At 59.8% G+C, this 23,200-nt stretch carries 16 protein-coding genes; 9 read left to right on the top strand and 7 right to left on the bottom strand.

From position 1 onward, the window contains the following. Positions 1-70: 70 nt before the first annotated feature. From BUC36_RS01675 to cysB, 3 genes are all read left to right on the top strand, one after another. Positions 71-757, top strand: coding sequence for a TetR/AcrR family transcriptional regulator (locus BUC36_RS01675; protein ID WP_073270808.1), 687 nt, complete (start codon positions 71-73; stop codon positions 755-757). After that, positions 757-1,659: a 5'-nucleotidase gene (locus BUC36_RS01670; RefSeq protein ID WP_073270807.1), complete on the top strand. Its 903-nt coding sequence runs from the start codon at positions 757-759 to the stop codon at positions 1,657-1,659. Before BUC36_RS01675 ends, BUC36_RS01670 begins: the two co-directional genes overlap by 1 nt. 211 nt (positions 1,660-1,870) lie before the next feature. Continuing rightward, on the top strand, positions 1,871-2,842 hold the full coding sequence (gene cysB / locus BUC36_RS01665) for an HTH-type transcriptional regulator CysB (RefSeq protein WP_073270805.1): 972 nt from the start codon (positions 1,871-1,873) through the stop codon (positions 2,840-2,842). Between the two features lie 82 nt (positions 2,843-2,924). Here the strand turns inward: cysB and BUC36_RS01660 are convergent, their stop codons facing one another. The 3 genes from BUC36_RS01660 to ppsR form a co-directional block, all read right to left on the bottom strand. Continuing rightward, complete coding sequence (locus BUC36_RS01660) at positions 2,925-3,209, bottom strand: hypothetical protein (RefSeq protein ID WP_073270803.1); 285 nt, start codon at positions 3,207-3,209, stop codon at positions 2,925-2,927. 154 nt (positions 3,210-3,363) lie between these two features. After that, entirely contained in the window at positions 3,364-4,695 is a 1,332-nt protein-coding gene (pabB, locus tag BUC36_RS01655; RefSeq protein ID WP_073270800.1) for an aminodeoxychorismate synthase component I, read from the bottom strand. Between the two features lie 77 nt (positions 4,696-4,772). Then, the gene (ppsR, locus tag BUC36_RS01650; protein ID WP_073270798.1) at positions 4,773-5,600 is read right to left on the bottom strand and encodes a posphoenolpyruvate synthetase regulatory kinase/phosphorylase PpsR; all 828 of its coding nucleotides are present in this window, start codon (positions 5,598-5,600) and stop codon (positions 4,773-4,775) included. Between the two features lie 172 nt (positions 5,601-5,772). On the opposite strand from ppsR, the gene ppsA reads away from it, so the two are divergent. The 6 genes from ppsA to BUC36_RS01620 all read left to right on the top strand — a co-directional run bounded on the left by ppsA (position 5,773) and on the right by BUC36_RS01620 (position 15,223). Beyond that, entirely contained in the window at positions 5,773-8,136 is a 2,364-nt protein-coding gene (gene ppsA, locus BUC36_RS01645; protein WP_073270796.1) for a phosphoenolpyruvate synthase, read from the top strand. A gap of 544 nt (positions 8,137-8,680) precedes the next feature. Then, on the top strand, positions 8,681-9,148 hold the full coding sequence (locus BUC36_RS01640) for a L,D-transpeptidase family protein (RefSeq protein WP_327049684.1): 468 nt from the start codon (positions 8,681-8,683) through the stop codon (positions 9,146-9,148). Positions 9,149-9,284: 136 nt separating this feature from the next. Continuing rightward, positions 9,285-9,764 (top strand): ribonuclease E activity regulator RraA, encoded by a 480-nt coding sequence (rraA, locus tag BUC36_RS01635; RefSeq protein WP_073270792.1) that lies wholly within the window; start codon positions 9,285-9,287, stop codon positions 9,762-9,764. A gap of 58 nt (positions 9,765-9,822) precedes the next feature. Then, positions 9,823-10,665, top strand: coding sequence for a DMT family transporter (locus BUC36_RS01630; RefSeq protein ID WP_073270790.1), 843 nt, complete (start codon positions 9,823-9,825; stop codon positions 10,663-10,665). A 92-nt stretch (positions 10,666-10,757) separates the two neighbouring features. Further along, positions 10,758-12,992, top strand: a complete 2,235-nt coding sequence (locus BUC36_RS01625) for an acyl-CoA dehydrogenase (protein ID WP_073270788.1) — start codon at positions 10,758-10,760, stop codon at positions 12,990-12,992. 23 nt (positions 12,993-13,015) lie between these two features. Next, the gene (locus tag BUC36_RS01620; protein ID WP_073270786.1) at positions 13,016-15,223 is read left to right on the top strand and encodes an acetyl-CoA hydrolase/transferase C-terminal domain-containing protein; all 2,208 of its coding nucleotides are present in this window, start codon (positions 13,016-13,018) and stop codon (positions 15,221-15,223) included. A 15-nt stretch (positions 15,224-15,238) separates the two neighbouring features. On the opposite strand, the gene pta is transcribed toward BUC36_RS01620, so the two are convergent. The 4 genes from pta to BUC36_RS01600 all read right to left on the bottom strand — a co-directional run bounded on the left by pta (position 15,239) and on the right by BUC36_RS01600 (position 23,096). After that, complete coding sequence (pta, locus tag BUC36_RS01615; protein ID WP_073270784.1) at positions 15,239-17,365, bottom strand: phosphate acetyltransferase; 2,127 nt, start codon at positions 17,363-17,365, stop codon at positions 15,239-15,241. A 5-nt stretch (positions 17,366-17,370) separates the two neighbouring features. Further along, entirely contained in the window at positions 17,371-18,579 is a 1,209-nt protein-coding gene (locus tag BUC36_RS01610) for an acetate kinase (protein WP_073270782.1), read from the bottom strand. Positions 18,580-18,762: 183 nt separating this feature from the next. Beyond that, complete coding sequence (locus BUC36_RS01605) at positions 18,763-21,021, bottom strand: cbb3-type cytochrome c oxidase subunit I (RefSeq protein WP_084535461.1); 2,259 nt, start codon at positions 21,019-21,021, stop codon at positions 18,763-18,765. A 476-nt stretch (positions 21,022-21,497) separates the two neighbouring features. Next, positions 21,498-23,096 (bottom strand): isocitrate lyase, encoded by a 1,599-nt coding sequence (locus BUC36_RS01600; RefSeq protein ID WP_073270779.1) that lies wholly within the window; start codon positions 23,094-23,096, stop codon positions 21,498-21,500. Positions 23,097-23,200: the final 104 nt, after the last annotated feature.

Genomic DNA, 23,200 nt, shown 5'->3' with positions numbered 1-23,200 from the left:
ATTGCCGCCGCACAGCGGCGAATGCCGGGGGACTTTGGTGTTAAACTGGCGGCCAATCGGAGAAGGGAAAGTGACTTTGTCCAATACTGAGCAGAAAAAGCGCAAAAGCCAGCTGACGCCCCGCCGGGAGCCGGTTCAGGCGCGCGCGCGCGAGCGGACGCGGCAGATTCTCGATACGACGGGACGCCTGTTGGAAGAGGTGGGTCTCAACGACCTGACGACCATCCTGATCGCCAAGGAACTGGGCGTTTCCGTCGGCTCCCTGTACCACTATTTCCCCAATAAGCACGCCATTCTCTACGCGATGGGTGAACAGTGGCTGGCGAGCATGACGATGGCGCTGGAAGAGCTGGCGCAGCAGGACCTGGAGAATACGTCCCTGCAGGGGTTTATCGCCGAGCTGTTGCAGCGGCTGGTGGCGGTATATCGAGAGCAGCGCGGCCTGCTGCCGCTGGTGCAGGCGATGTGGGGCATTCCCGAGCTGCACGAACTCGACGAGCGCCACGACGAACTGGTGATCAGCCATCTCACCGGTATGTACCAGCGCCTCGGCTTTGTCTGCCCGCCCAACGAAATGAACCGCCTCGCCCGGGCGACACTGGAGACCTGTCACGCGCTGGTTCTGGTCATCGTCAACCAGCGCGGCGTGCGCTCCCGGCGCACTCAGGAAGACCTGCAGCAGATGCTGGTTAGCATGCTCGACAGCCATCGCGACGAGCGCCGCCCCGCCGGGCTTGACGACGTGGAGGCCCCGTAATGTCGCAACGACCGGAGAAGCTGGTTATCGCCATCTCCTCGCGGGCGCTGTTCAATCTGCAGGACAGTCACCGTGTCTTCGAGGAGCAGGGCCTGGAGGCCTTCTCCGCCTACCAGATAGAGCGGGAGAATGATGTCCTGGAAAAGGGCGACGCCTTTCCGCTGGTGGAAAAATTCCTGCAGATCAACGGGCGCCTTGAGGGCGATCCGCGGGTCGAAGTGATTCTGTTGTCCCGCAACAGCGCCGATACCGGCCTGCGGGTCTTTAATTCGGTCGAACACTACGGGCTGAACATCACCCGGGCGGCATTCTGCAACGGCGAGAGTCCCTATCGCTATATCGCGCCCTTCGGCTGTCATCTGTTCCTGTCGACGGATGGTCGCGACGTCCGTCACGCCCTGGAGCAGGGCGTCGCGGCGGCGACACTGATCGCCGGCGGCGCGCGGCAGCGCCGGGACGATACCCTGCGTTTCGCCTTCGACGGTGACGCGGTGATTTTCTCCGACGAGGCGGAGCAGATTTTCAAGCGCGATGGGCTGGCTGCCTTCACTGCCGCGGAGCGCGCTTCGGCGCAAAAACCGCTGGGCGGTGGTCCGTTCAAGGGCTTTCTCGAGGCCCTGCAGCGCCTGCAGGCCGAGTTCGGCGCAGACGACTGTCCTATCCGCACCGCGCTGGTGACGGCGCGGTCAGCACCGGCGCACGAACGGGTCATCCGCACCCTGCGCGCGTGGAATATCCGTATCGACGAATCGGTATTTCTCGGCGGTCTGCCCAAGGGCGAGTTTCTGCGCGCCTTCGGTGCCGATGTGTTCTTCGACGACCAGCCGAGCCACTGCGCCTCGGCGGCTGAACACGTGGCTACCGGGCACGTACCCCACGGCATCGCCAATCAGGACGCCTGAGCGAATTTGCCTGCTAAATACCGGTTGGCTCCTGCGGGGCTGAATTTGCATCCGGCGTCACGCCATAGAAATCATGCCTCGGGTTGGCTCAGGCCCGCTTTCACTGCTATTCTTTTCTCGCATAAACTTAGACAGTTTTTATAACTATCAGCCTATCCGCTGGAAGGGCCGTTGTCGCGGGGAAGGGCACTCAGGCAAGAAGGGAGATTCTATGAAGCTGCAGCAGTTGCGATATATCTGGGAAGTGGCCCATCACGACCTCAATGTTTCTGCGACAGCACAGAGCCTCTACACTTCCCAGCCCGGCATCAGCAAGCAGATCCGCCTTCTGGAAGATGAGCTCGGCGTGGAAATCTTTGCCCGCAGCGGCAAGCACCTGACGCGCGTCACCCCGGCCGGTGAAGCGATACTCAAAACCGCCGGCGAAATCATGCGCAAGGTGGAGAACATCAAGCAGGTGGCCCAGGAGTTCAGCAATGACAAGAAGGGCAGCCTCGCCATCGCCACCACCCACACCCAGGCCCGCTATGCGCTGCCGGCAGTCATAAAATCCTTCATTGCCCGCTACCCCGAGGTGTCCCTGCATATGCATCAGGGTACGCCCATGCAGATTTCAGAAATGGCTGCCGACGGGACCGCCGATTTCGCAATCGCGACAGAGGCGCTGGAGCTTTTCAGTGACCTGGTCATGATGCCGGTATACCGCTGGAACCGCTGTGTTCTCGTGCCGAAGGGGCATCCTTTGTGCCAGGCCAGCAAGCTCGAACTGGAAGACGTGGCAAAGCACCCGATTGTCACTTACGTCTTTGGATTTACCGGTCGCTCCAAGCTGGACGAGGCCTTTCTGGAAAAGGGGTTGTCGCCCAAGGTCGTGTTTACGGCGGCGGATGCCGATGTGATCAAGACCTATGTCCGCCTCGGTCTGGGGATTGGCATCGTCGCCGATATGGCGGTGGATGAAGAGGATGAAGATCTGGTGGCGCTGGATGCGAGCAATCTCTTCGAGTCGAGCGTGACCAAGATCGGCTTCCGCAAGGGGATTTTTCTGCGCGGATTTATGTACGAATTCATTCAGCAATTCGCCCCCCACCTGACCCGCGAGCTGGTTGATCAGGCTGCTCACGCGAGTAGCCGCGCGGAACTCGATGAGCTGTTCGCGGGCCTCGAGTTGCCGGTTTACTGATTCCTGCCGACACTCAACAAAAAAACGCGGCTGCGAGCCGCGTTTTTTTGTAGGGCCTAACCCTGCCAGGCTGGCTCCTGTGTCAGGCTTCCATCTTCTTTTGCAGGACTTCCTTGACCAGCTTGAAGTAGACGGTATAGATCTGTGGCTGCTGTCCCTCTTCCTCCACCAGGAAAAAGGGGGCCCGCTCCACGGCATATTGACGCGCAATCTGCATGCCTGCGCTCTGCTCGTCGCGCACGTCGGCAATCAATGTCTGGTCGACGAAGCGCAGGAAATCCTGCTCTTCCAGTTTCTGCTGCACGTCGCGGCATTTTGCACAGGGTGAGCCGTCGGCGAGTATTTTCTTAACCAGCGTAATCTTCACGATATCTCCCTCCAGACACGAAAGCCCCGCGGGACTTTTGCTAATTGGCGCAGAATCTAGCAAAGTGGCATATAACTTTGAAATATCAATCACTGATAGCTATATAACCAAAGTGATGGAGGTGGTTGGGGATCTGCGACCTGTGGGGCGGAGGTCAGGGGAGGAAGTTTTCCAGGGTTTGCAGCAACATGCGGACTTTATTCAGGCACTCCTCGTGCTCGGACCGCGGCTGCGAGTCGGCAACGATGCCGCCACCGGCGGCCCCGGTAATATTGCCGTCGCTGGCACTAAAAGTGCGAATGGCGATGCTGGTATCGGCGTGGCCGCAACTGCTGATGTAACCGACGCTGCCGCAGTAGATGCCGCGCGGGCTCAGTTCCAGCTCGCGGATGATCTGCATGGCGCGGCGCTTCGGTGCGCCGGTGATCGAACCGCCGGGAAAACAGGCGGCCAGCAGGTCCGCGTATCCGTACTCGTCGGGCAATTCGCCGGTGACAACACTGACCAGGTGGTGGACGTTGGCAAAGCTGGCGAGCTGGAACAGCTCCGGGACCCGCACGCTGCCGCGACGGCACAGCTTGCCAAAATCGTTGCGCAGCAGGTCGACGATCATCAGGTTTTCGGCGCGATCCTTGGCACTCTGCTGCAAGTCCCTTGCGGCGCGGGCATCCTTGTCAGCGTCGTCGCTTCTCGGCGCCGTGCCTTTAATCGGTTCCGTCTGCAGGCTGCTGCCGTCCGCGCGGATAAAGCGCTCGGGGGAGAGGCTCAGAAGGCTGCCCTGTGGAAGGGCCATATAGGCGGAAAAAGGACCGGCCACGTTTGCGCGCAGGGCCAGGTAGGCGGCAAAGAGGTCGCCCTCGTAGCGCGACCGGAAACGCTGGGTGAAGTTGGCCTGGTAGATATCCCCCGCGTTGATGTACTCCAGCACCGCTTCGATACGCGCGCAGTACTCTGCCGTTGAGAATTCGTGGGCGAATGGCGCCAGCAGACGGAAGTCGCCGCAGCGCGGCTCGGTCTGCCAGCGCACGGCGGTAAAGCGGGCAATCAGATCGCGTTTCTGAGGCTGTGTGCAGGCGGGGTGAAAAACCAGGTGGCTCGCTCCCAGCTGGTGATCGGTGATCAGCGCCCAGCTGTAAAGCCCGAAAAAGCCGGCGGGCAGGTCTGTCGTGCGCGTGTCGAAGGGCAGGAAGTTGTCCTGCATACCCAATTCGTAACCCGCATAGCCGATGACACCACCACAAAAGGGCAGTTGTGGGTCGCGGTCCTGCGGCTCCAGCTCACACAGCAGGTCGTCCACCTGCCCGAAAGGCTGCTCACTGTCTGCACACAGCTCCAATGCATTAATCGGATCGGCACTAATAATGTCAAAACGACCGCCGTTTGCCCGCGGCCGACCGCTATCCAGCCACACCGGGGCCGGCAGGTCGGCAACCGCCTGGAAAGCCACGGCGGTATTGGTGGAATAGGGCAGAGAGACGATTTGCATTTCAGAATACAGCTGTCAGAAGACGGCGCACACTACACACTTTGCCGACACAAGAAAAGGCCGACCAATGGCGGCGCTCAGTCGACCCGTCGCTCAATCCCCGCCTGTGACATCAGGCGCGTGGCCAGCTCTTCGACGGATAGCTGTGTCGCGTTCAGATAGGGAACCTGTGCCCGCCGCAGCATCTGTTCCACCTGGCGCACTTCGAATTCGCACTGTTCCATAGAAGCGTAGCGGCTGTTGGCGCGGCGCTCCTGGCGAATCTGCATCAGGCGGCGCGGGTCAATTGTCAGGCCGAACAGCTTGTCGCGGTAAGGGCGCAGTATCTTCGGCAGTGCCGTGGAGTCCATATCCTCCTCGGTAATCGGATAATTCGCCGCGCGCAGGCCGAATTGCAGGGCGAGATACAGGCATGTCGGCGTCTTCCCGGATCGCGATACGCCGACAAGAATGACATCGGCGCGTTCAAACTCCCTCACCCGGCGACCGTCGTCATTGTCCATGGCGAAATGCACCGCCTCGATGCGATCGCTGTAGCGGCGGTCGTCGGCGATGCCGTGGGAGACATTGACCGACTGTGCGGGATCGCGGCCAAACAGATTGGCAAGCGGCGTCAGATAGCTCTCGAAGACATCCAGCATCAGGGCCGAACTCTTATGGAGCTGCAGGCGGATCTTGTCGGATACGATGCTGGTAATCATGATCGGCTGCAGACCGGATTCGCTCGCCGACTGCTCGATTCTCTTTAGGGCCTGCTGTACTTTTTCGTCAGAATCGATGTAGGGCAGGGTCACCTGTTCCACGTGCTGGTCGCGGAATTGCGCGAGCAGGCTGTGGCCGATGGCCTCCACGGTCAGGCCGGTGCCATCGGAAATAAAAAATGCGGTGCGCTTGTTTTTTGCCATATTTTTTCCAAATAGAGCTAGGCGAGGCGTGCAGTGTAAAGCGTTTTGGCGCTCAGGTCGCGAAAAGCCTTGTAGAAAATTTACAACATTTTGGGCGATTTTTACGGGCTATTTTTTACAAGCCTCATCCTTATAATCGGCCGCCACAATTCCTGCTTCAGAGGGCCTTCACTTGACGAACTTCACCATCGAATTCGCAAAACTGGGTATGGGGGATGTCGACAAGGTCGGCGGTAAGAACGCATCACTCGGCGAGATGATCTCCTCCCTGGCCGGTGCCGGCGTCAGTGTCCCGGGCGGCTTTGCCACTACCGCAGAGGCCTTCCGCGCCTTCCTGGCGCATGAGCAACTGGAGCAGCGTATTGCCGAGCGCCTGCAGGAACTGGACGTATCCGACGTCACCGCGCTGGCCGCGGCGGGCGAGGAGATCCGTGGCTGGATCCTGAACACGCCTTTCCCCGCCCAACTGGAGGAGGAAATTCGCGCGGGCTACCAGGCACTGGGTGGTGGTGAAACCGCGGTGGCCGTGCGCTCATCGGCAACCGCAGAAGACCTGCCGGATGCCTCTTTTGCCGGCCAGCAGGAAACCTTCCTCAACATCCGCGGCATTGACGCGGTTCTGCGCGCGGTGCACGAGGTGTTCGCCTCCCTGTACAACGACCGCGCCATCGCCTATCGCGTGCACACCGGCTATGCCCACGCGGGCGTGGCCCTGTCCGCCGGTATCCAGCATATGGTCCGCAGCGAGACCGGCGCCGCCGGCGTTATGTTCACCCTGGACACCGAGAGTGGCTTCCGCGATGTGATCTTTATCACCGCGGCCTTTGGTCTCGGCGAAACCGTCGTGCAGGGCGCGGTGAACCCGGACGAATTCTATCTCTACAAGCCGGCTCTGGATGCGGGCCGCCCGGCGATTCTGCGCCGCAACCGCGGCAGCAAGGCGATCAAGATGGTCTACGACCAGAGCGGTGAGTGTGGACGCTCAGTCAAGACCGTGCCGGTGGCGGATGAAGACCGCCAGCGCTTCGCGCTGACTGACGCGGAATTGACCAGCCTGGCACAGCAGGCACGCAAGATCGAAGACCACTACGGCCGGCCGATGGACATCGAGTGGGCCAAAGACGGCGATACCGGCGAACTGTTTATCGTGCAGGCGCGTCCGGAAACCGTGCGCTCCCGCGATCAGGGCACCCACATCGAGCGCTATCACCTGCGCGAGCGCGGCGACATTCTGTGCGAAGGTCGCGCCATCGGCCAGCGCATCGGTGCCGGCCGCGTGCGCGTGCTGGAGTCCGTTGAGGACATGGCGGCCATGCAGGACGGCGAGGTCCTGGTTACCGATATGACCGACCCCGACTGGGAGCCGGTACTGAAAAAGGCGAGTGCGATCGTCACCAACCGCGGTGGCCGCACCTGTCACGCTGCCATCATCGCGCGCGAACTGGGCATTCCGGCGGTCGTCGGCTGTGGTAACGCCACCGAACTGCTCACCAGCGGCACGCCGGTGACGGTGTCCTGTGCCGAGGGCGATACCGGTTTCGTGATGTCCGGTGAATTGAACTTTGAGCGCGAAGAGACCGAAGTCAGCGATATGCCCGAGCTGCCGTTCAAGATCATGCTGAACGTGGGCAACCCGGACCGCGCCTTTGCCTTCAGCCACCTGCCCAATCAGGGCGTCGGCCTGGCGCGACTCGAATTTATCCTGAACCGCATGATCGGCATTCACCCCAAGGCGCTGCTCGAGCTGGATAAGCTGCCCGAAGATCTGCAGAAGAATATCCGCGAGCGCATCGGCGGCTACGCCTCACCGGAGGAGTTTATCGTCGAGAAGCTGGTAGAGGGTATCGCCACGCTGGCCGCGGCTTTCGCGCCGAATCGGGTGATCGTGCGCCTGTCTGACTTCAAGTCGAACGAATATGCACACCTTGTAGGCGGTCAGCTGTACGAGCCGAGCGAGGAAAACCCGATGCTGGGCTTCCGCGGCGCGGCCCGCTACCGCTCGGCGGATTTCCGTCAGTGTTTTGCTTTGGAATGCCGTGCGCTGAAGAAAGTTCGCGATGAAATGGGCCTCACCAATGTGGAAATCATGGTGCCTTTCGTGCGCACGCCGGAAGAGGCCGCTGAAGTAGTCGGCCTGCTGGAGCAAAACGGCCTGAAGCGCGGTGAGGCGGGACTGAAAGTCATCATGATGTGCGAACTGCCGTCCAACGCGCTGTTGGCAGAGGATTTCCTGCAGCATTTCGACGGTTTCTCCATCGGCTCGAACGACCTGACACAGCTGACCCTGGGTCTGGATCGGGATTCCGGACTGGTGGCGGACCTGTTCGACGAGCGCAACCCGGCGGTCAAGGCACTGCTGTCCAGGGCCATCCAGGCGTGCAAGAAGGCCGGTAAATATGTCGGCATCTGCGGGCAGGGCCCGTCGGATCACAAGGATTTTGCCCGCTGGTTGATGGACGAGGGCATAGACAGTGTTTCACTCAACCCGGATACCGCGGTAGATACCTGGCTATTCCTGGCCAATGAAGAAGGTTGATGTTGCACAGAAAGCGGCCCTGTTGGGCCGCTTTCTCGTTCTGCCTCGATGAATCTCGCTACGAAAATTTCCCTCCAAATCTCCGTTGCCACGGCGGTGATTATTAGACTCCTGTTGCGGTTATAGCCGTGAATCGCCAGATTTTTTCCTGTGTTTTTTGTGGGCGACCCAATCACCAGAGACTATGTTCAAGCTCCATCCCGATAACACCATTTGGGTAGAGAATAATTCAATCTAAGTGCCCAAAACTCCCTCAATAGAATCGAATTAGTCCTAAGGCGAAGCATAAACCGGAAACGGCGTTGCATTTATTGCCACAAGGCATTTTCCGTGGGCTGTGAAATTCCCACTCCCAGTGATCGGGGTCGCAGCGTTGCCAGACGGGCTCTTTCTTCGGCCGGACTTAGTGTCAAGCAGAAAAAAGTAGTTGAGGTGAGCTATGTACTCGAACAGAACAAGTCGTCTCCCATTGCTTCACGCCTTTCTGGCGGTCATTTTGAGCGCATTGTTGGGAATTCCATCCGCAATTGCACACCCCCGCGGGATCAACTGGTTTGACGATGTCGCCGCAGTAAATTCCTCCGGATCAGTATCGATTACCATCAATTTGAGTGAACAGCGGGCCTACTTCTACAAAGGGGGGCAGCTCGTCGGCGTATCCAAAGTCTCGTCCGGCAAGCGGGGCTTCAGTACGCGGCCCGGGCATTTCCGCATTCTGTCCAAGCATCCGCAACACCGCTCCACCATCTACGGTAGTTACGTCGACAGAAGAACCGGCCGTGTCGTGAAGGCAGATGTGAATACCCGCAAAGACCGCCGTCCGCCTGGGACCTATTATCGCGGAGCCAAGATGAACAACTATCTGCGTTTCAACGGCGGTATCGGTATGCACGCGTCCGGCCATGTACCCAACTATCCCGCCTCCCATGGCTGCGTTCGCATGCCGCCGCACATGGCTCAGAAGTTCTACCGCTATGCCCGCGTGGGCACCCCTGTGCGAGTAACCTATTGATTGGTCGCCCCGGTAGCGGAACAGATAGCGGGTATTATCCATTGAGTTTATACCCGCTATTTTTTGATGCGACTACAACGCCGCCGGCGAATCGCTATCATCATTGCCCTGACTGAGAAAAAATCCGAGGTAGCCCATGGCGATTTCCACTCCAGACCTGTGTGACGCTCACCCTGAGCTGGTCCAGGTCGTTGAACCGATGTTTGTCAACTACGGTGGCCGCGAACAGTTTGGCGGCGAGATAGTTACCATCAAATGCTTTGAGGATAATTCCCTGGTGCGCGAGCTCGTTGCCGAACCGGGGAGTGGCAAAGTGCTCGTCGTCGATGCCGGTGGTTCCATGCGGCGCGCCTGCCTTGGCGATATGCTGGCGGAAAAAGCCTGCGCCAATGGTTGGGAGGGCATCGTCATGTACGGTTGTATACGCGATGTGGATGAGATTTCTGGACTAGAGTTAGGGGTGCAGGCATTGGGAACTCACCCGATGAAAACAGAAAAGAAGGGAATCGGGGAGAGAAATCTGGCCGTGACCTTCGGCGGTGTGACTTTCCGGCCTGGCGAATACCTGTACGCAGACAATAACGGCGTGATCGTTTCCCCGCAGCCTCTGATCTGACCCTCTGCAACGCACGTGGGAATCCGGCGCCGAGAGTAGGAAGCTTGAGTTTTACAACTTGGTAGTACCGGAATCCATTGTTTACGGGCTGGTTTTGCTGTCGGCACTGGCCCACGCCGCCTGGAACGCCGTCGTCAAGCACAGCGCCGAAGGGTTTTTGCAGCTGGCGATGATTCGCAGCGTCGGACTGCTGATCGGCATTCTGCTGGCGACACAATTGCCTCCCCCTGAGCCGGAAGCCATCGGATTCCTGCTCGGTGGTGCGATTTTTCAGTACATTTATTTTTTCCTGTTAACCCGTTCCTACCGCGTGCTCGATTACGGCACGGCCTATCCGCTAGCGAGAGGCGTAACCCCCTTGCTGGTAGCGCTGGCTGCACTGCTGTTTCTCGATGAGTCTCTTCAACCGCTGCAGTTGACCGGTGTGCTGCTGGTCAGCTGCGGTATTCTCGCGCTGCTGCTGAAGGAGTTGCAGGTATCCAGCCCGGGAATTCTGCTGTCTCTGGGAACGGGTATCGCCATCACCGGCTACACAACGCTGGGGGCCGCCGGTGTGCGTACCGTCGCGAACCCGCTCAGCTTTGTGGCGTGGCTCGAGATACTGTCGGGAGCGGGAATCCTGCTCGCCGTGCTGGTCACGCAACCTATGCGCGGCATCGCCTTTGCGCGCACAAACCTGTTGCGCGGTTCAGCGTCGGGCGTGCTGGCCAGCGGCGGCTTTGCCGTCGCCCTGTGGGCGACTTCGGTGATGCCGGTAGCGGCGGTGGCCGCCACACGCGAGACCAGCATCCTGTTCGCCTCGGTAATTTCCGTGTATGTGCTGAACGAGCGCTTTTCCGCGCGCCGGTTGATTGCGGCGCTGATTATCTTCACCGGCGTCGGCGCACTGGCATTCGCTTAAAGTCGTCGCCTATCATTTGTGCTGAAATCCCTCGCCAGCTTTCGGCACAGTCAGTTCTGTGTTTCCGCACATTTGCCACATGGACAGTCAAAATGAGCGACTTGCGCAAAAAGTGGATTACCGCGCCACTACTCAACCTGATCAAGAAAGTCCTGCCACCGATATCGGATACCGAGCGCGAGGCGATGGAGGCGGGCGAGGTCTGGTGGGATGCGCAGCTGCTGTCTGGCAAGCCCGACTGGGAGCAGCTGCTCAATATGGGGCCACCGTCACTGAGTGAGGAAGAGCAGGCGTTTGTCGATGGTCCGGTCGAAGAGCTGTGCAGAATAGTCGACGACTGGCAGATCAGCTTTGAAGATCGCTGCATCCCGAAGGCAGTGTGGGACTTCCTCAAGAAAGAGCGTTTCTTCGGCATCATCATTCCGAAGGAGTACGGCGGCCTCGGCTTCTCGCCAACGGCCCACGCGGAGATTGTCACCAAGATTTCTACCCGCAGCACTTGTGTCGGCGTCACCGTCATGGTGCCCAACTCGCTCGGGCCGGGCGAGCTGCTGATGGCCCACGGTACCGAGGAGCAGAAGCAATATTTTCTGCCGCGCCTGGCCGATGGTCGCGAAATACCCTGTTTCGGGCTGACCAGCCCCGAGGCCGGCTCTGACGCCGCCGCCATGGTCGATAGCGGCGTAGTCTGCTACGGCGAATACAACGGCGAAAAGACGCTCGGCATGCGGGTGAACTGGCATAAGCGCTATATCACCCTGGGGCCGGTGGCGACGATTCTGGGGCTCGCGTTCAAACTCTACGACCCCGACCATATTCTCGGCGACACGGAGGAGCTGGGTATTACCGTGGCCCTGGTGCCCACCGATACCGAGGGGGTCACCATCGGCCAGCGTCACCTGCCGGCCATGCAGGCCTTCCAGAACGGGCCCAACTGGGGCAAGGACGTTTTTGTGCCGATGGAGTGGATCATCGGCGGTCAGGAAAACGTCGGTCGCGGCTGGCATATGCTGATGAGTGCGCTGGCGGCGGGGCGGGGGATTTCACTGCCGTCGCTTTCCACCGGCGGTGCCAAAATGGCGGCCCGCACCACCGGCGCCTACGCGCGTATTCGCGAGCAGTTCAGTATACCGATCGGCAAGTTTGAGGGCGTGCAGCGGCGCCTGGCGGAAATCGCCTCGATTGCCTACGTCCTCGACAGTGCCCACAAGACCACGACCCGCGCGCTCGACGAGGGGCGTAAACCGGCGGTGGTTTCGGCGATCATGAAAGCCCACGCCACGACCGGCCTGCGTCAGGCCATCAATGACGCCATGGATATTCACGCCGGCAAGGCGATCATGGACGGGCCGCTGAACTATATCGGCAATGTCTACCGCGCCGTGCCGGTGGCGATAACCGTGGAAGGCGCCAATATTCTCACTCGCAGCCTGATGATTTTTGGCCAGGGTGCCATCCGCTGCCATCCGTACCTGCTCGAGGAAATGATGGCAGCCGAGAACCCTGACACCGAAGCGGGGATTGAAGCGCTGGACGAGCTGCTGCCGAAGCATATGTGGTTCCAGTTCAAGACGTTTATGCGCGGTATCTTCCACGGCTGGACGGGTGGACTCTTTGCCAGCAGCCCCCGCGGGGTGGGCGCGGCGGCCAAGTACTATCGGCAGCTGAACCGCTATTCCGCGATCCTGACCCTGGTGACTGAAATATCACTGATGTCACTAGGCGGCGAACTGAAGCGAAAGGAGCTGATCTCCTCCCGTCTCGGCGACGTACTGAGTCAGCTGTACCTGTTGAGCTGCGCCCTGAAACGGTTCAAGGATGATGGCAGCCCGAAAGAGGACCGGCCGTTGCTGGAGTTTGCGATGCGTGCCGGCCTGCACGAAATCGAGGTCAGCCTGCTCGAGGTGTTCCAGAATTTCCCCCGCCGCTTCCTCGGCCAATTGATGCACTTCCTCACGATGCCCTGGGGGCACAGTGTCCACACGGCGTCGGATCGCCAGTCGCGGGCCTGTGCCGATCTGCTTATGACACCTTCAGAAACCCGCGACCGTCTGACCAGAGGCGTATTCCTCGGTAATCCGGGCGATGGTGTGGACCTCGTTGAGCAGGCGTTCAACAAGGTCTGCGCGACTGAGGAAGCCCGGGACAAGCTTAAAAAGGGCGGCATACGCACCCTGAGCCGCAAGACGGTCGACGAGGGCCTGGAGCGCGGCTTGATCAGCGAGAGCGAGGCCGAGAGCCTGCGCGATACAGCGGACGCCGTGGACATGGCCATTCAGGTGGATCATTTCGATCATCTCGGCCAACAAACTTCCGCTGCCCGCTAGGAGTCAGCCGGAGCAACACGCACATGGAAGAGACCGGCGCCGACACTCCACAGCGCTTCGACTGCGCAGAAAAATGCGTCGATGCGGTGCTGGAGAAGGTCGGCAAACGCATCGTCCTCGGCCTGCCCCTGGGAATCGGCAAGGCCAACCATTTCGCCAATGCGCTGTACGCCCGGGCGGCCGCTGACCCGTCCATTTCACTGACAATTTTTACCGCACTGACGCTGGAGCGGCCTATCGGTAAAGGGGAGATCGGCAGGCGCTTTGTGCAGCCGCTGCTCGATCGTTTCTACAACCGGTATCAGGACCTCGGCTATACGCCGGCGCGCCGCAAAGGGCTGTTGCCGGACAATATTGAGGTGTGTGAATTCTTTATGCAGCCCGGCGCCTTTCTGGGCAATGCGAGCGCACAGCAGGACTACGTCAGTTCCAACTACACCCATGTGCCGCGGGACCTGCTCGATCGGGGCGTCAATGTCATTGCGCAAATGGTCGCGCCGAGTCCGACACACGAGCGATTCAGCCTGAGCAGTAATCCCGACCTGACCCTGCCGGTGATGAAGCTGGCGCGGGAAAGGGAAGATTACCAGCTGCTGCTTCTCGGTGAAGTCAACCCGCAACTGCCGTATATGGTCGGCGACTGCGAACTGGCCGCCACGGAATTCGATTTCCTGCTGGAAGGCGATACATTCGATACGCCGCTGTTCGCCGCTCCGTCACTGCCGATCGGATTTACCGAATACAGCCTCGCGTTCCATATTGCCACCCTGGTCGTCGACGGTGGCACGCTGCAGGTGGGAATTGGCGCATTGGGGGACGCCATCTGTCACGTCTTGCGTATGCGCCAGAGCGAAAATGCGGCGTTTCGCCAGATAGCGCAGGATCTCAGCTCCGATGATTCTTTGCAGTTGCGTGAAAGGCTGCCGCCAGCACTGGATGTCTTCAGGCAGGGACTCTACGGCGCCAGTGAAATGGTACCGCCGGGATTTCTGGCATTGCGCCGCGCCGGTGTACTCCGCCGCGAAGTGTATCCGGATGCGACACTGCAATCCCTACTGGACAGCGATCAGGTATCCACCACCGTCAACGAGGAGATGCTGCTGGCACTGAAAGACTGCGGGCGTATCAGTTGCCCCCTCACACCCGCGGATACCGCGTTGTTACAGAAGCTCGGCATTGTCGATGCGAGCTACAGCTGGCGTGGCCACAAGCTGCTGAACCCCGAGGGTGAGGAGGAGGAGTGCGACCTGCACAGTGAGCACGGGCGCCGTCGCCTGCTGGGCAACTGCCTGAATAAAACACTGCTCGGGGGTATCTGGCTGCACGGCGGTTTCTATCTCGGCCCCGCGGCCATGTATCGGGAACTGCGCGAGCTGTCAGCAGAAGAGCGTGCCGGCATCAATATGACGGCCATCGATTATATCAACGACCTGCAGCAGGACCGCGCGCTGAAAGTCGCACAACGACGGCACGCGAGGTTTATCAACTCGGCGATGATGGTCACCCTGAGTGGTGCGGTAGTCTCTGACGGACTGAAGGACAACCAGGTCGTCAGCGGAGTGGGGGGGCAATATAACTTTGTCGCCCAGGCCCAGGAACTGCCAGAGGCGCGATCGGTGATCGCGCTGCCCAGTACCCGCATCAGCGGTGGCCTCTGGCAGAGCAATATCGTGTGGGAATACCCTCACACCACCATTCCCCGTCACCTGCGTGATGTCGTTGTTACCGAGTACGGCGTCGCCGACCTGCGCGGCAAGTCGGATCGCGATGTTATGGTCGCCTTGTTATGTATCTGTGATTCCCGCTTCCAGGGCGACTTGCTGGCAAAGGCCAAGAGCGCCGAAAAAATCGAAAAGGACTTCGTTATCCCGCTCCAGTTCAGTGCTAATACACCCGACAGAATCGCCGCCGCCTTCGACGACCCGCGGCGCTTGGCACTGTTGCCGTATTTTCCGCTCGGTAGCGACTTCACCGATGAGGAGGCGCAGCTCGCGGTGGCCCTGAAGAAACTGAGTGTCTGCAGTAAAAAATGGTGGAAGATGTTGCCGCTGGTTCTGCGGGGCCGTCAGGCGTGGAAGGATCACTCGGAACCCATGCAATTCATTCACCGCTGCCTGACCCGTATGGAGTTTGAGCGCACCGATACCTTTGAGCACCGATTGGAGGCCTATGCGGTCGCGGGCGCGCTGCGCAAATTTATCGATCTGCGCCGCCCGCTGCGTGGAGACTGAGACTCGCGTGATGGGCTATTGGTTGGCCTGGATGGCGGTCAGTGCGATCGTGTAGACGATATCGTCCACCAGTGCGCCGCGCGAGAGATCATTCACCGGTTTGCGCAGCCCCTGTAGCATGGGTCCAATGCTGACCAGATCGGCGCTGCGCTGTACCGCCTTGTAGGTTGTGTTGCCGGTATTAAGGTCCGGAAAAATAAATACTGTCGCTCGGCCCGCCACCGGGCTGTCCGGAGCCTTCTGTCTGGCCACATTTTCCATTACCGCCGCGTCATATTGCAGCGGCCCGTCAATGACCAGGTCGGGACGCTGCTCCCGCGCCAGGCGGGTCGCCTCGCGCACTTTTTCCACATCGGAGCCGGAGCCGGAAGAGCCGGTGGAATAACTGATCATCGCCACGCGCGGCTCAATGCCAAATGACTGTGCGGAGTCCGCCGACTGAATCGCTATCGCGGCGAGCTCTTCCGCATTCGGGTCGGGATTGATCGCGCAGTCGCCGTAAACGAGTACCTGTTCGGGCAACAGCATAAAAAAAATTGACGATACCAGTTGTGCTCCCGGCGCCGTCTTGACCAATTGTAACGCCGGGCGAATGGTATTCGCGGTGGTGTGGACCGCGCCGGACACCAGGCCGTCGACTTCATTTTGCGCCAGCATCATGGTGCCGAGTACGACGTTGTCCTCTAGTTGCTCCCGGGCGACGACTTCAGTCAGTCCCTTACTCTTGCGCAGAGCGACCATGGGCTCAACATACTTCTCGCGCACACTGGACGGTTCGACGATCTCCACCTTGTCACTCAGGTGCAGCCCCTGCTGCTCGACGACGCGGTGGATATCGCGCATTTTGCCCAGTAGTACCGGGCGCGCGATACCGCGCTCCGCGCAGATCAGCGCGGCGCGGATAGTGCGGGGCTCGTCGCCCTCCGGAAGAACGATGCGTTTGTTCGCCTTGCGTGCCAGTTCCGTCAGGTAATAGCGAAACGCCGGTGGTGACAACCGCTTGGGGCGTGCCGACTCTACGCTCAGGGATTCCAGCCACTGGTTGTCCAGGTGGCCCGCGATAAAATCCTGTACGCGCTCGATCCGCTCCGGGTCGTCACTGGGGGTTTTATTGTTGAAGGTTTGCAGCAGCATCGCGGTCTGCCAGGTGTTGTTGTTGACCAAGATAACCGGCAAGCCGGTTTCCAGTGCCGGTCCGCACAGTTTGCGCAATTGCGGTTCCAGGTGGTAACCGCCTGTCAACAGCAGACAACCGATCTTCACGCCGTTCATCGCCGCCAGCGAGGCGGCCACGATGACGTCGGGTCTATCGCCGGACGTCACCAGCATGGCTCCGGGCGTAAACCGGTAGATCATGCTGCCGAGGGAACGCGAGCAGAAGGTGATGCTGTGCAGCCGACGGGTTTCCAGCTCACCGTAATTAACGATTTCCGCATTGAAGTGATCTGCCAGGTCACGCGCCCGGGGCGCAAGCAGTTCCGCATCCCAGGGAATACAGCCGACGATGCGCAACGGGCTCTTGCCGTAAAGGGACAGGATGTCCAGTTCGCTGCGGCGTCGGTGCGGATGCTCAAAGACGCCGGTAATATCCGCGCCCGGCGCATCCGGTAGCTCGGCGGGTGCACCGACCTTGTTGATGATGCAGCCCACCACGCGCTTGGATTCCTTACCGCCGAATTCGGCGACGGCATACTCGAGCCGCTCCTTGAGCTGCTGTGTCGAGTCCCGATAGGGCGTGGCCACCAGCACTATCTCCGCATCCAGTGTCTTGGCGACCTGATAGTTGAGCTGGTTTGCGTATTGGTTTTCGGCGCTCGGCAACAGCCCCTCGACTATCGCCACATCCGCACGGGCCGCGCCCTCGCGAAAGCGGGCGAGAATCTCCTCGAGCAGCTCGGCGATCTGCCCGCTTGAGATCATCGACTCGGTATGCTGGTTGCTAAACGACTCCGGGATTTCCATCGAGGAAACCTGGCGCAGGATTTCAGTGGAGCGCTCGCTGGCGCTCCCGCTCGCCTCGGCCACCGGTTTAAAGAAGCTGACGCTGACGCCATTTCGCTCCAGTCCCCGGATGATGCCGAGACTGACAGAGGTAATGCCGACGCGGGCGCTGAGAGGGACCAACATCAGGGTTCGTGACATGGCATTCAATCTCCGCGCTCGACCAGTGACGCTGCGTCGCGGGCGATAATCCACTCTTCATTGGTGGGAATCACCAGCGCCGCGGCAGTGCCGTCTTTGGAAATCCGGCCCTCTGCGCCAAACCGCGTGCTTTGATTGCGGTGGTTGTCCAGCTGATAGCCGAGGTGCTGCAACTGACAGAGCACGGCTTGCCGTACGAATGCCGAGTTTTCACCGATACCACCGGTGAATACCAGCGCGTCGATCCGCTGCAGGGGCACGGTGTAGGCCGCTATGTATTTCGCCAGGCGGTAGCAGAAGATCTCCAGCGCCAGCCTTGCCCCGTCGTGTCCCTCCGCAGCCGCGCGCTCCAGCTCGCGGCAGTCGTTACTGAGTTCCGAAATACCCAGCAAACCGCTCTCGCGGTTGAGCAGACAGCCGATTTTCTCCAGGGAAAAACCGAGCGCATCCCCCAGGTGCATGAGCAGGCCGGCGTCCACATCGCCACAGCGGGTGCCCATAACGAGCCCCTCCAACGGGGTCAGGCCCATACTGGTATCGACACTCTCGCCATTCTTCACCGCCGTTAGCGATGCGCCGTTGCCCAGGTGTGCAGAAATGAGGTTTGTCTCCTGCAGCGGCTTGCCGAGCAGGTCGGCGGCGCGCTCGCTGACAAAACGGTGGCTGCTGCCGTGCATGCCGTAGCGACGAATGCGCTGGTCCCGGTACAGGGAATAGGGCAGGGCGTAGAGGTAGGCGTGCCGGGGCAAGGTTTGGTGAAAGGCGGTATCGAACACCGCCACCTGCGGCAGCTCCGGGAAGGCATTGATTGCGGCGTGTATGCCGAGCAGGCCAGGTGGGTTGTGCAGCGGTGCCAGGTCGGCGCACTCGGCGATAGTGTCTATGACTTGCTGGTCGATCAGGGCCGAACGGGCAAACCGTTCCCCACCGTGCACAACCCGGTGACCGACGGCGATCAATGCTCCCTGCGCAAGCGAGGTCTCCTCGAGCAGCTCGCGCACCAGTAATTCGATCACCACCGCGTGCGCCGCGCCGCCGTCGAGCTGCCGGCTGTGCTTTTGCCCCGGCGACCTCCAGCTCAGCAGGGGCTCAGAACTTCCCAGGGCCTCGCCGATGCCGCTCAGGTATTGTTCACCGCTGTGGGGATCGAGCAGTGCAAACTTGAGGGAAGAACTGCCGGAATTCAGCACCAGAACGCGACTCGAATCGGGCATAGGAATCGCCAAGTAGACAAAGTCACCCCATAAGGCTAGACGACTTTGGCGCGGTTTCCCGGTTTCCGCTGGCTACATAAGATGACGGGTGATGCGGACCGAACCAATGGTGAAGGGCTAAAAAGTACGGCCGTTGCGCCGGGAGTGACGCCGACAGAGCGCGAGATCTGCCGGCACCGCGAGTTAACCGAATTCCGGGGTGATATCGCGGCCGACGCCGTCCGTTGGCTCTACTGCCTTGCGGGCCCGATAGCGGCTGAGCATCAGCCATGCCAGCGGTAGCACGCCGCCAAAAGTAAAGACCACTCCGCCCACTATTCGCGCCCAGGTGAGCCACTGGAAGGTGTCACTCTGGATGTACTCCTCGGAGCGCGCAAACCAGAAGCCGCGATCGATAACTGTCACCAGTTGATCGAAGCCGACCGGCAACAGGTCCATCAATACCATCAGCATCAAGCCGATATTGATCGACCAGAAAGCCCGCCGCACCAATGCCGCCGGCCAGGCATCGCCGCTGATCAGGTAACGGCTGCAGAAGACCAGCGCCGCCAGCGACAGATTGCCGTAAACACCCATAAAAGCTGCGTGGCCGTGATTGACGGTGAGATAGGTGCCATGCTCGTAGTAGTTGATGATCGGCAGGTTGATCAGGAAGCCGAACACCCCCGCACCGAGAAAATTCCAGAAATTCACACCGAGCAAAAACAGGAAGGCCTCAGCCTGCCCAAAGCCCGCCGAACCCTGTTGCGACGGCAGCTTTCTGAACTCCCAGGCTTCCAGGGACAGCAGGATCAGGGGCACCACCTGCAGGGTGGAAAAAATACTGCCGACCGCCAGAGTTGCCACCGGCTTTGCATTCCAGTAAAAGTTGTGGCTCAGCCCCAGCAAACCGCTGCCCAAAAACAGCAGGGCTGCAATGTACACCACCCGCGAGGCGCCCTGCTGGCTAACAAAGCCCATCAGATACATTACATAGGCCACCAGAATGGTGGCAAACACTTCGAAGAATGCCTCCACCCACATATGCACCACCGCCCAGCGCCAGAAATCTGCGATCACGAAATTGGTTTCGGGCTCGGCGACAAAACTCGACAGAAACAGCAGCGAGACGGCCACCACACAGTAAAAAAGCCAGTTGGGCAGCAGCCATCGCTGTTGCCGGCCCCAGTTGGCCCGGATTCCGCGGAACAGAATGAAGGCCCACAGGACGAGAATTCCCATCAGGACCGACTGCCACAATTTACCCATCTCGACAAATTCCCAGCCCTGGTTGCCGAGCAGATTCCAGTATTCGCCGAAGACACCCAAGGGCCCGAGCATTACGCCCGCGAGGTTGCCCACCACCATCGCCACAAACATCCAGAAAAGCAGGTTGACCAGACCTACCTGTCCCGGTGGTTGATTGGAATAAGATGCAGACAGTAGAAAAAACGAGGCGCCCACCCAACAGGCGGTTATCCACAACAGAGCCAGTTGCAGGTGCCAACCCCGCGCACTCACCAGCGAAATAAACTGCGCCACGTCAATACCCAGCACACGGTTCAGACCGAGGAAATTGTGCACCGTCAACACACCGGAAAATACCTGCAATACAAAGAGCAATGCAGCAGCCAGGAAGAACTTGTAGGTGGCCCTTTGCATCTGTGTCGGGACAAAATGGTTCACCCATAGCGGTGTCAGAGACGGCTGCTCACGGTTACGCGCCCGCCACCCTACCAACTGGGAAAAACGCCCGTGTAGAAATAGCACTACCCCGAGCACCAGAAATAGTCCCAGAATGGCGGCCAGGCTCCATATCAGTGTTGACCGCGGCGGCGTGTTGCCCGCCTCAGGATCATAGGGCCAGTTGTTGGTATAGCTGTACGCCTTGCCCGGTCGCTGCGTGCCGCTGACCCAGGCGCCCCAAAAGAAGAAGGTGGCCAGATCGTCGATCTCATTGCCGTCGGCATTCGCCAGGGCCGGTAGTAATGGTAACTTCCCGCGGAAGTAGTCGCGGTAATGCACGAGCAGCTGCGAATAGGCGTGTGCCTGGGCTGCATTGATACGTACCAGGCCGCGTTCCGAGTCGTAACCGTTTTCTTTGATTTCCCGTCGCACCCGAGCAGCAATGGCATCTCTGGTAAATTCCGTATGCGGTGGGGACGCCGCGCTATAAAAGTCCTGCATGGCCAGCGCCATCTCATGCAGCGCATCGGCGGTAAAGTCTGGTCCCCGTCCGGCGCCATCGCCAAACATACTGCCGAAATCCATCAGACCGTATTTCAGAAAGGCCACCTGACCGTGTTCTATCTGTTCGCGGGAGAATATTTTTTCTCCGGAACGATTAATGAAATCAACCATAGGCGGGGCGTCGGAGTAGGTGCGGCTGCCGACAAACAACAGGCTCCCCAATCCGATCAACACGACTATAAGTAGCGGCAGCCACCAGTTGGCGGGCTTCATGACCCAGTACTGCCACCAGCCACCTTTTCTCTGGCCCGCGATTTGTGGTGAGCTTTGCTCAGCTTTGATTTGCGGTGTGAGTTCCAAGAATCTATTCCCTATTATTTTTATGTTGAACGAACGTACCACACAAGGGGGCTCAGGGGACTACCCCTAAAGAGGCATAAGGCGGCGCACAATTCGACGCAAAATTTATCTTGCCATGGAAGACAACGGCGTAAATACGGCGGCTGTCCATCGGCCTGGCTCCGATGACGGGATGGGGATCAGGCAGCGTGCCCTAAACACCCGCGAAAGGCATTAAGCCCGGTGAAGCCAGCTCCGGCGATGCCAGGTTGCGGCGCAAATTGAATAGGGGGAGTAACAGAGGGGCTTGCGGCAAAAAAAAAGGGCCACAAAGTGGCCCCAAACGTGAGTGAATCAAGTTCAGGAGCCGGCAGAATCCGATCTGCTTGACTCCTGTTTGCCGACGGCGCTTAGCCGAACTGGTTCATGGTGTTGTCTTTACCGGCAGCCTTCAGCGCCGCTTCGCCGGCGAAGTACTCCTTGTGGTCGTCGCCCATGTCGGAACCGGCCATGTTCTGGTGCTTCACGCAGGCGATACCCTGGCGGATTTCCTTGCGCTGTACGCCTTCCACGTAACCGAGCATGCCTTTTTCACCGAAGTACTCTTTGGCCAGATTGTCGGTGGACAGGGCCGCAGTGTGGTAGGTCGGCAGGGTGATCAGGTGGTGGAAGATACCCGCTTCGCGAGCCGCATCCGCCTGGAAGGTGCGGATCTTCTCGTCCGCCGCCTTGGACAGCTCGGAGTCGTCGTACTCGGCGCTCATCAGGCTGTCGCGGTCGTACGCGGACACGTCTTTGCCTTCTTCCTTCCAGGCATCGAATACCTGCTGGCGGAAGTTCAGGGTCCAGTTGAAGGACGGGCTGTTGTTGTACACCAGCTTCGCGTTCGGGACCTGCTTGCGGATCTCGTCCATCATGGCACCGATCTGGCGCACGTGGGGCTTCTCGGTTTCGATCCAGATCAGGTCGGCACCGTTCTGCAGGGAGGTCACGCTGTCGAGGATGCAGCGGGCTTCGCCGGTACCCTTGCGGAACTGGAACAGGTTGGAAGCCAGGCGCTTCGGACGCAGCAGCTTGCCTTCGCGATTGATGATCACGTCGCCGTTGGCCAGATCGCCGGGGGCCACTTCCTCGCAGTCCAGGAAGGCGTTGTACTGGTCACCCAGGTCGCCCGGCTCATTGGTAACCGCGATCTGCTTGGTCAGGCCGGCACCGAGGGAGTCGGTACGGGCAACGATTACACCGTTGTCGACGCCCAGTTCGAGGAAGGCGTAGCGAACCGCGCGGATCTTGGCCAGGAAGTCCTCGTGGGGAACGGTCACTTTACCGTCCTGGTGGCCACACTGCTTCTCGTCAGATACCTGGTTTTCGATCTGGATACAGCAGGCACCGGCCTCGATCATTCTCTTGGCCAGCAGGTAGGTGGCTTCCGCGTTACCGAAACCGGCGTCGATATCGGCAATAATCGGCACGACATGGGTCACATGGTTGTCGATCTTGTCGATGATTGCCTTTTCAGCGGCCTTGTCGCCGGCTTCGCGGGCCGCGTCCAGCTCGCGGAACAGGCCGCCCAGCTCGCGTGCGTCCGCCTGGCGCAGGAAGGTGTACAGCTCTTCGATCAGGCCGGAAACCGCCGTCTTCTCGTGCATGGACTGGTCCGGCAGTGGGCCGAAATCGCTGCGCAGGGCGGCGACCATCCAGCCGGACAGGTACAGGTAGCGGCGGTCGGTATTGCCTTCAAAGTGCTTCTTGATGGAAATCATCTTCTGCTGGCCGATAAAACCGTGCCAGCATCCCAGTGACTGGGTGTACTTGGTGCAGTCCTTGTCGTAGGCCGCCATATCCTTGCGCATGATATCGGCGGTGTATTTGGCGATATCCAGGCCGTTCTTGAACTTGTTCTGGAGGCGCATACGGGCCACGGATTCCGGGTTGATGGCGTCCCAGGCGCTGCCGCTGGCGTCGCAAAGCTTGGCTGCCGCTTCGATTTCTTGAGAATAGGTAGGCATGGCGGTATTTCCTCGAAAAGATGACTGCGATTTGTTGTTGCATATGCTAGTGGCCTTGGCATAATTTGCCCAATTTATTGATTTTATTTTCGCTATCAGTCTGA

Origin of the sequence: Microbulbifer donghaiensis (assembly GCF_900129095.1) — a bacterium.
Taxonomy (GTDB): Bacteria; Pseudomonadota; Gammaproteobacteria; order Pseudomonadales; family Cellvibrionaceae; genus Microbulbifer; species Microbulbifer donghaiensis.
Note: the sequence above shows the minus strand (reverse complement) of the source record. Positions and strands in the feature narration are given on the sequence as shown.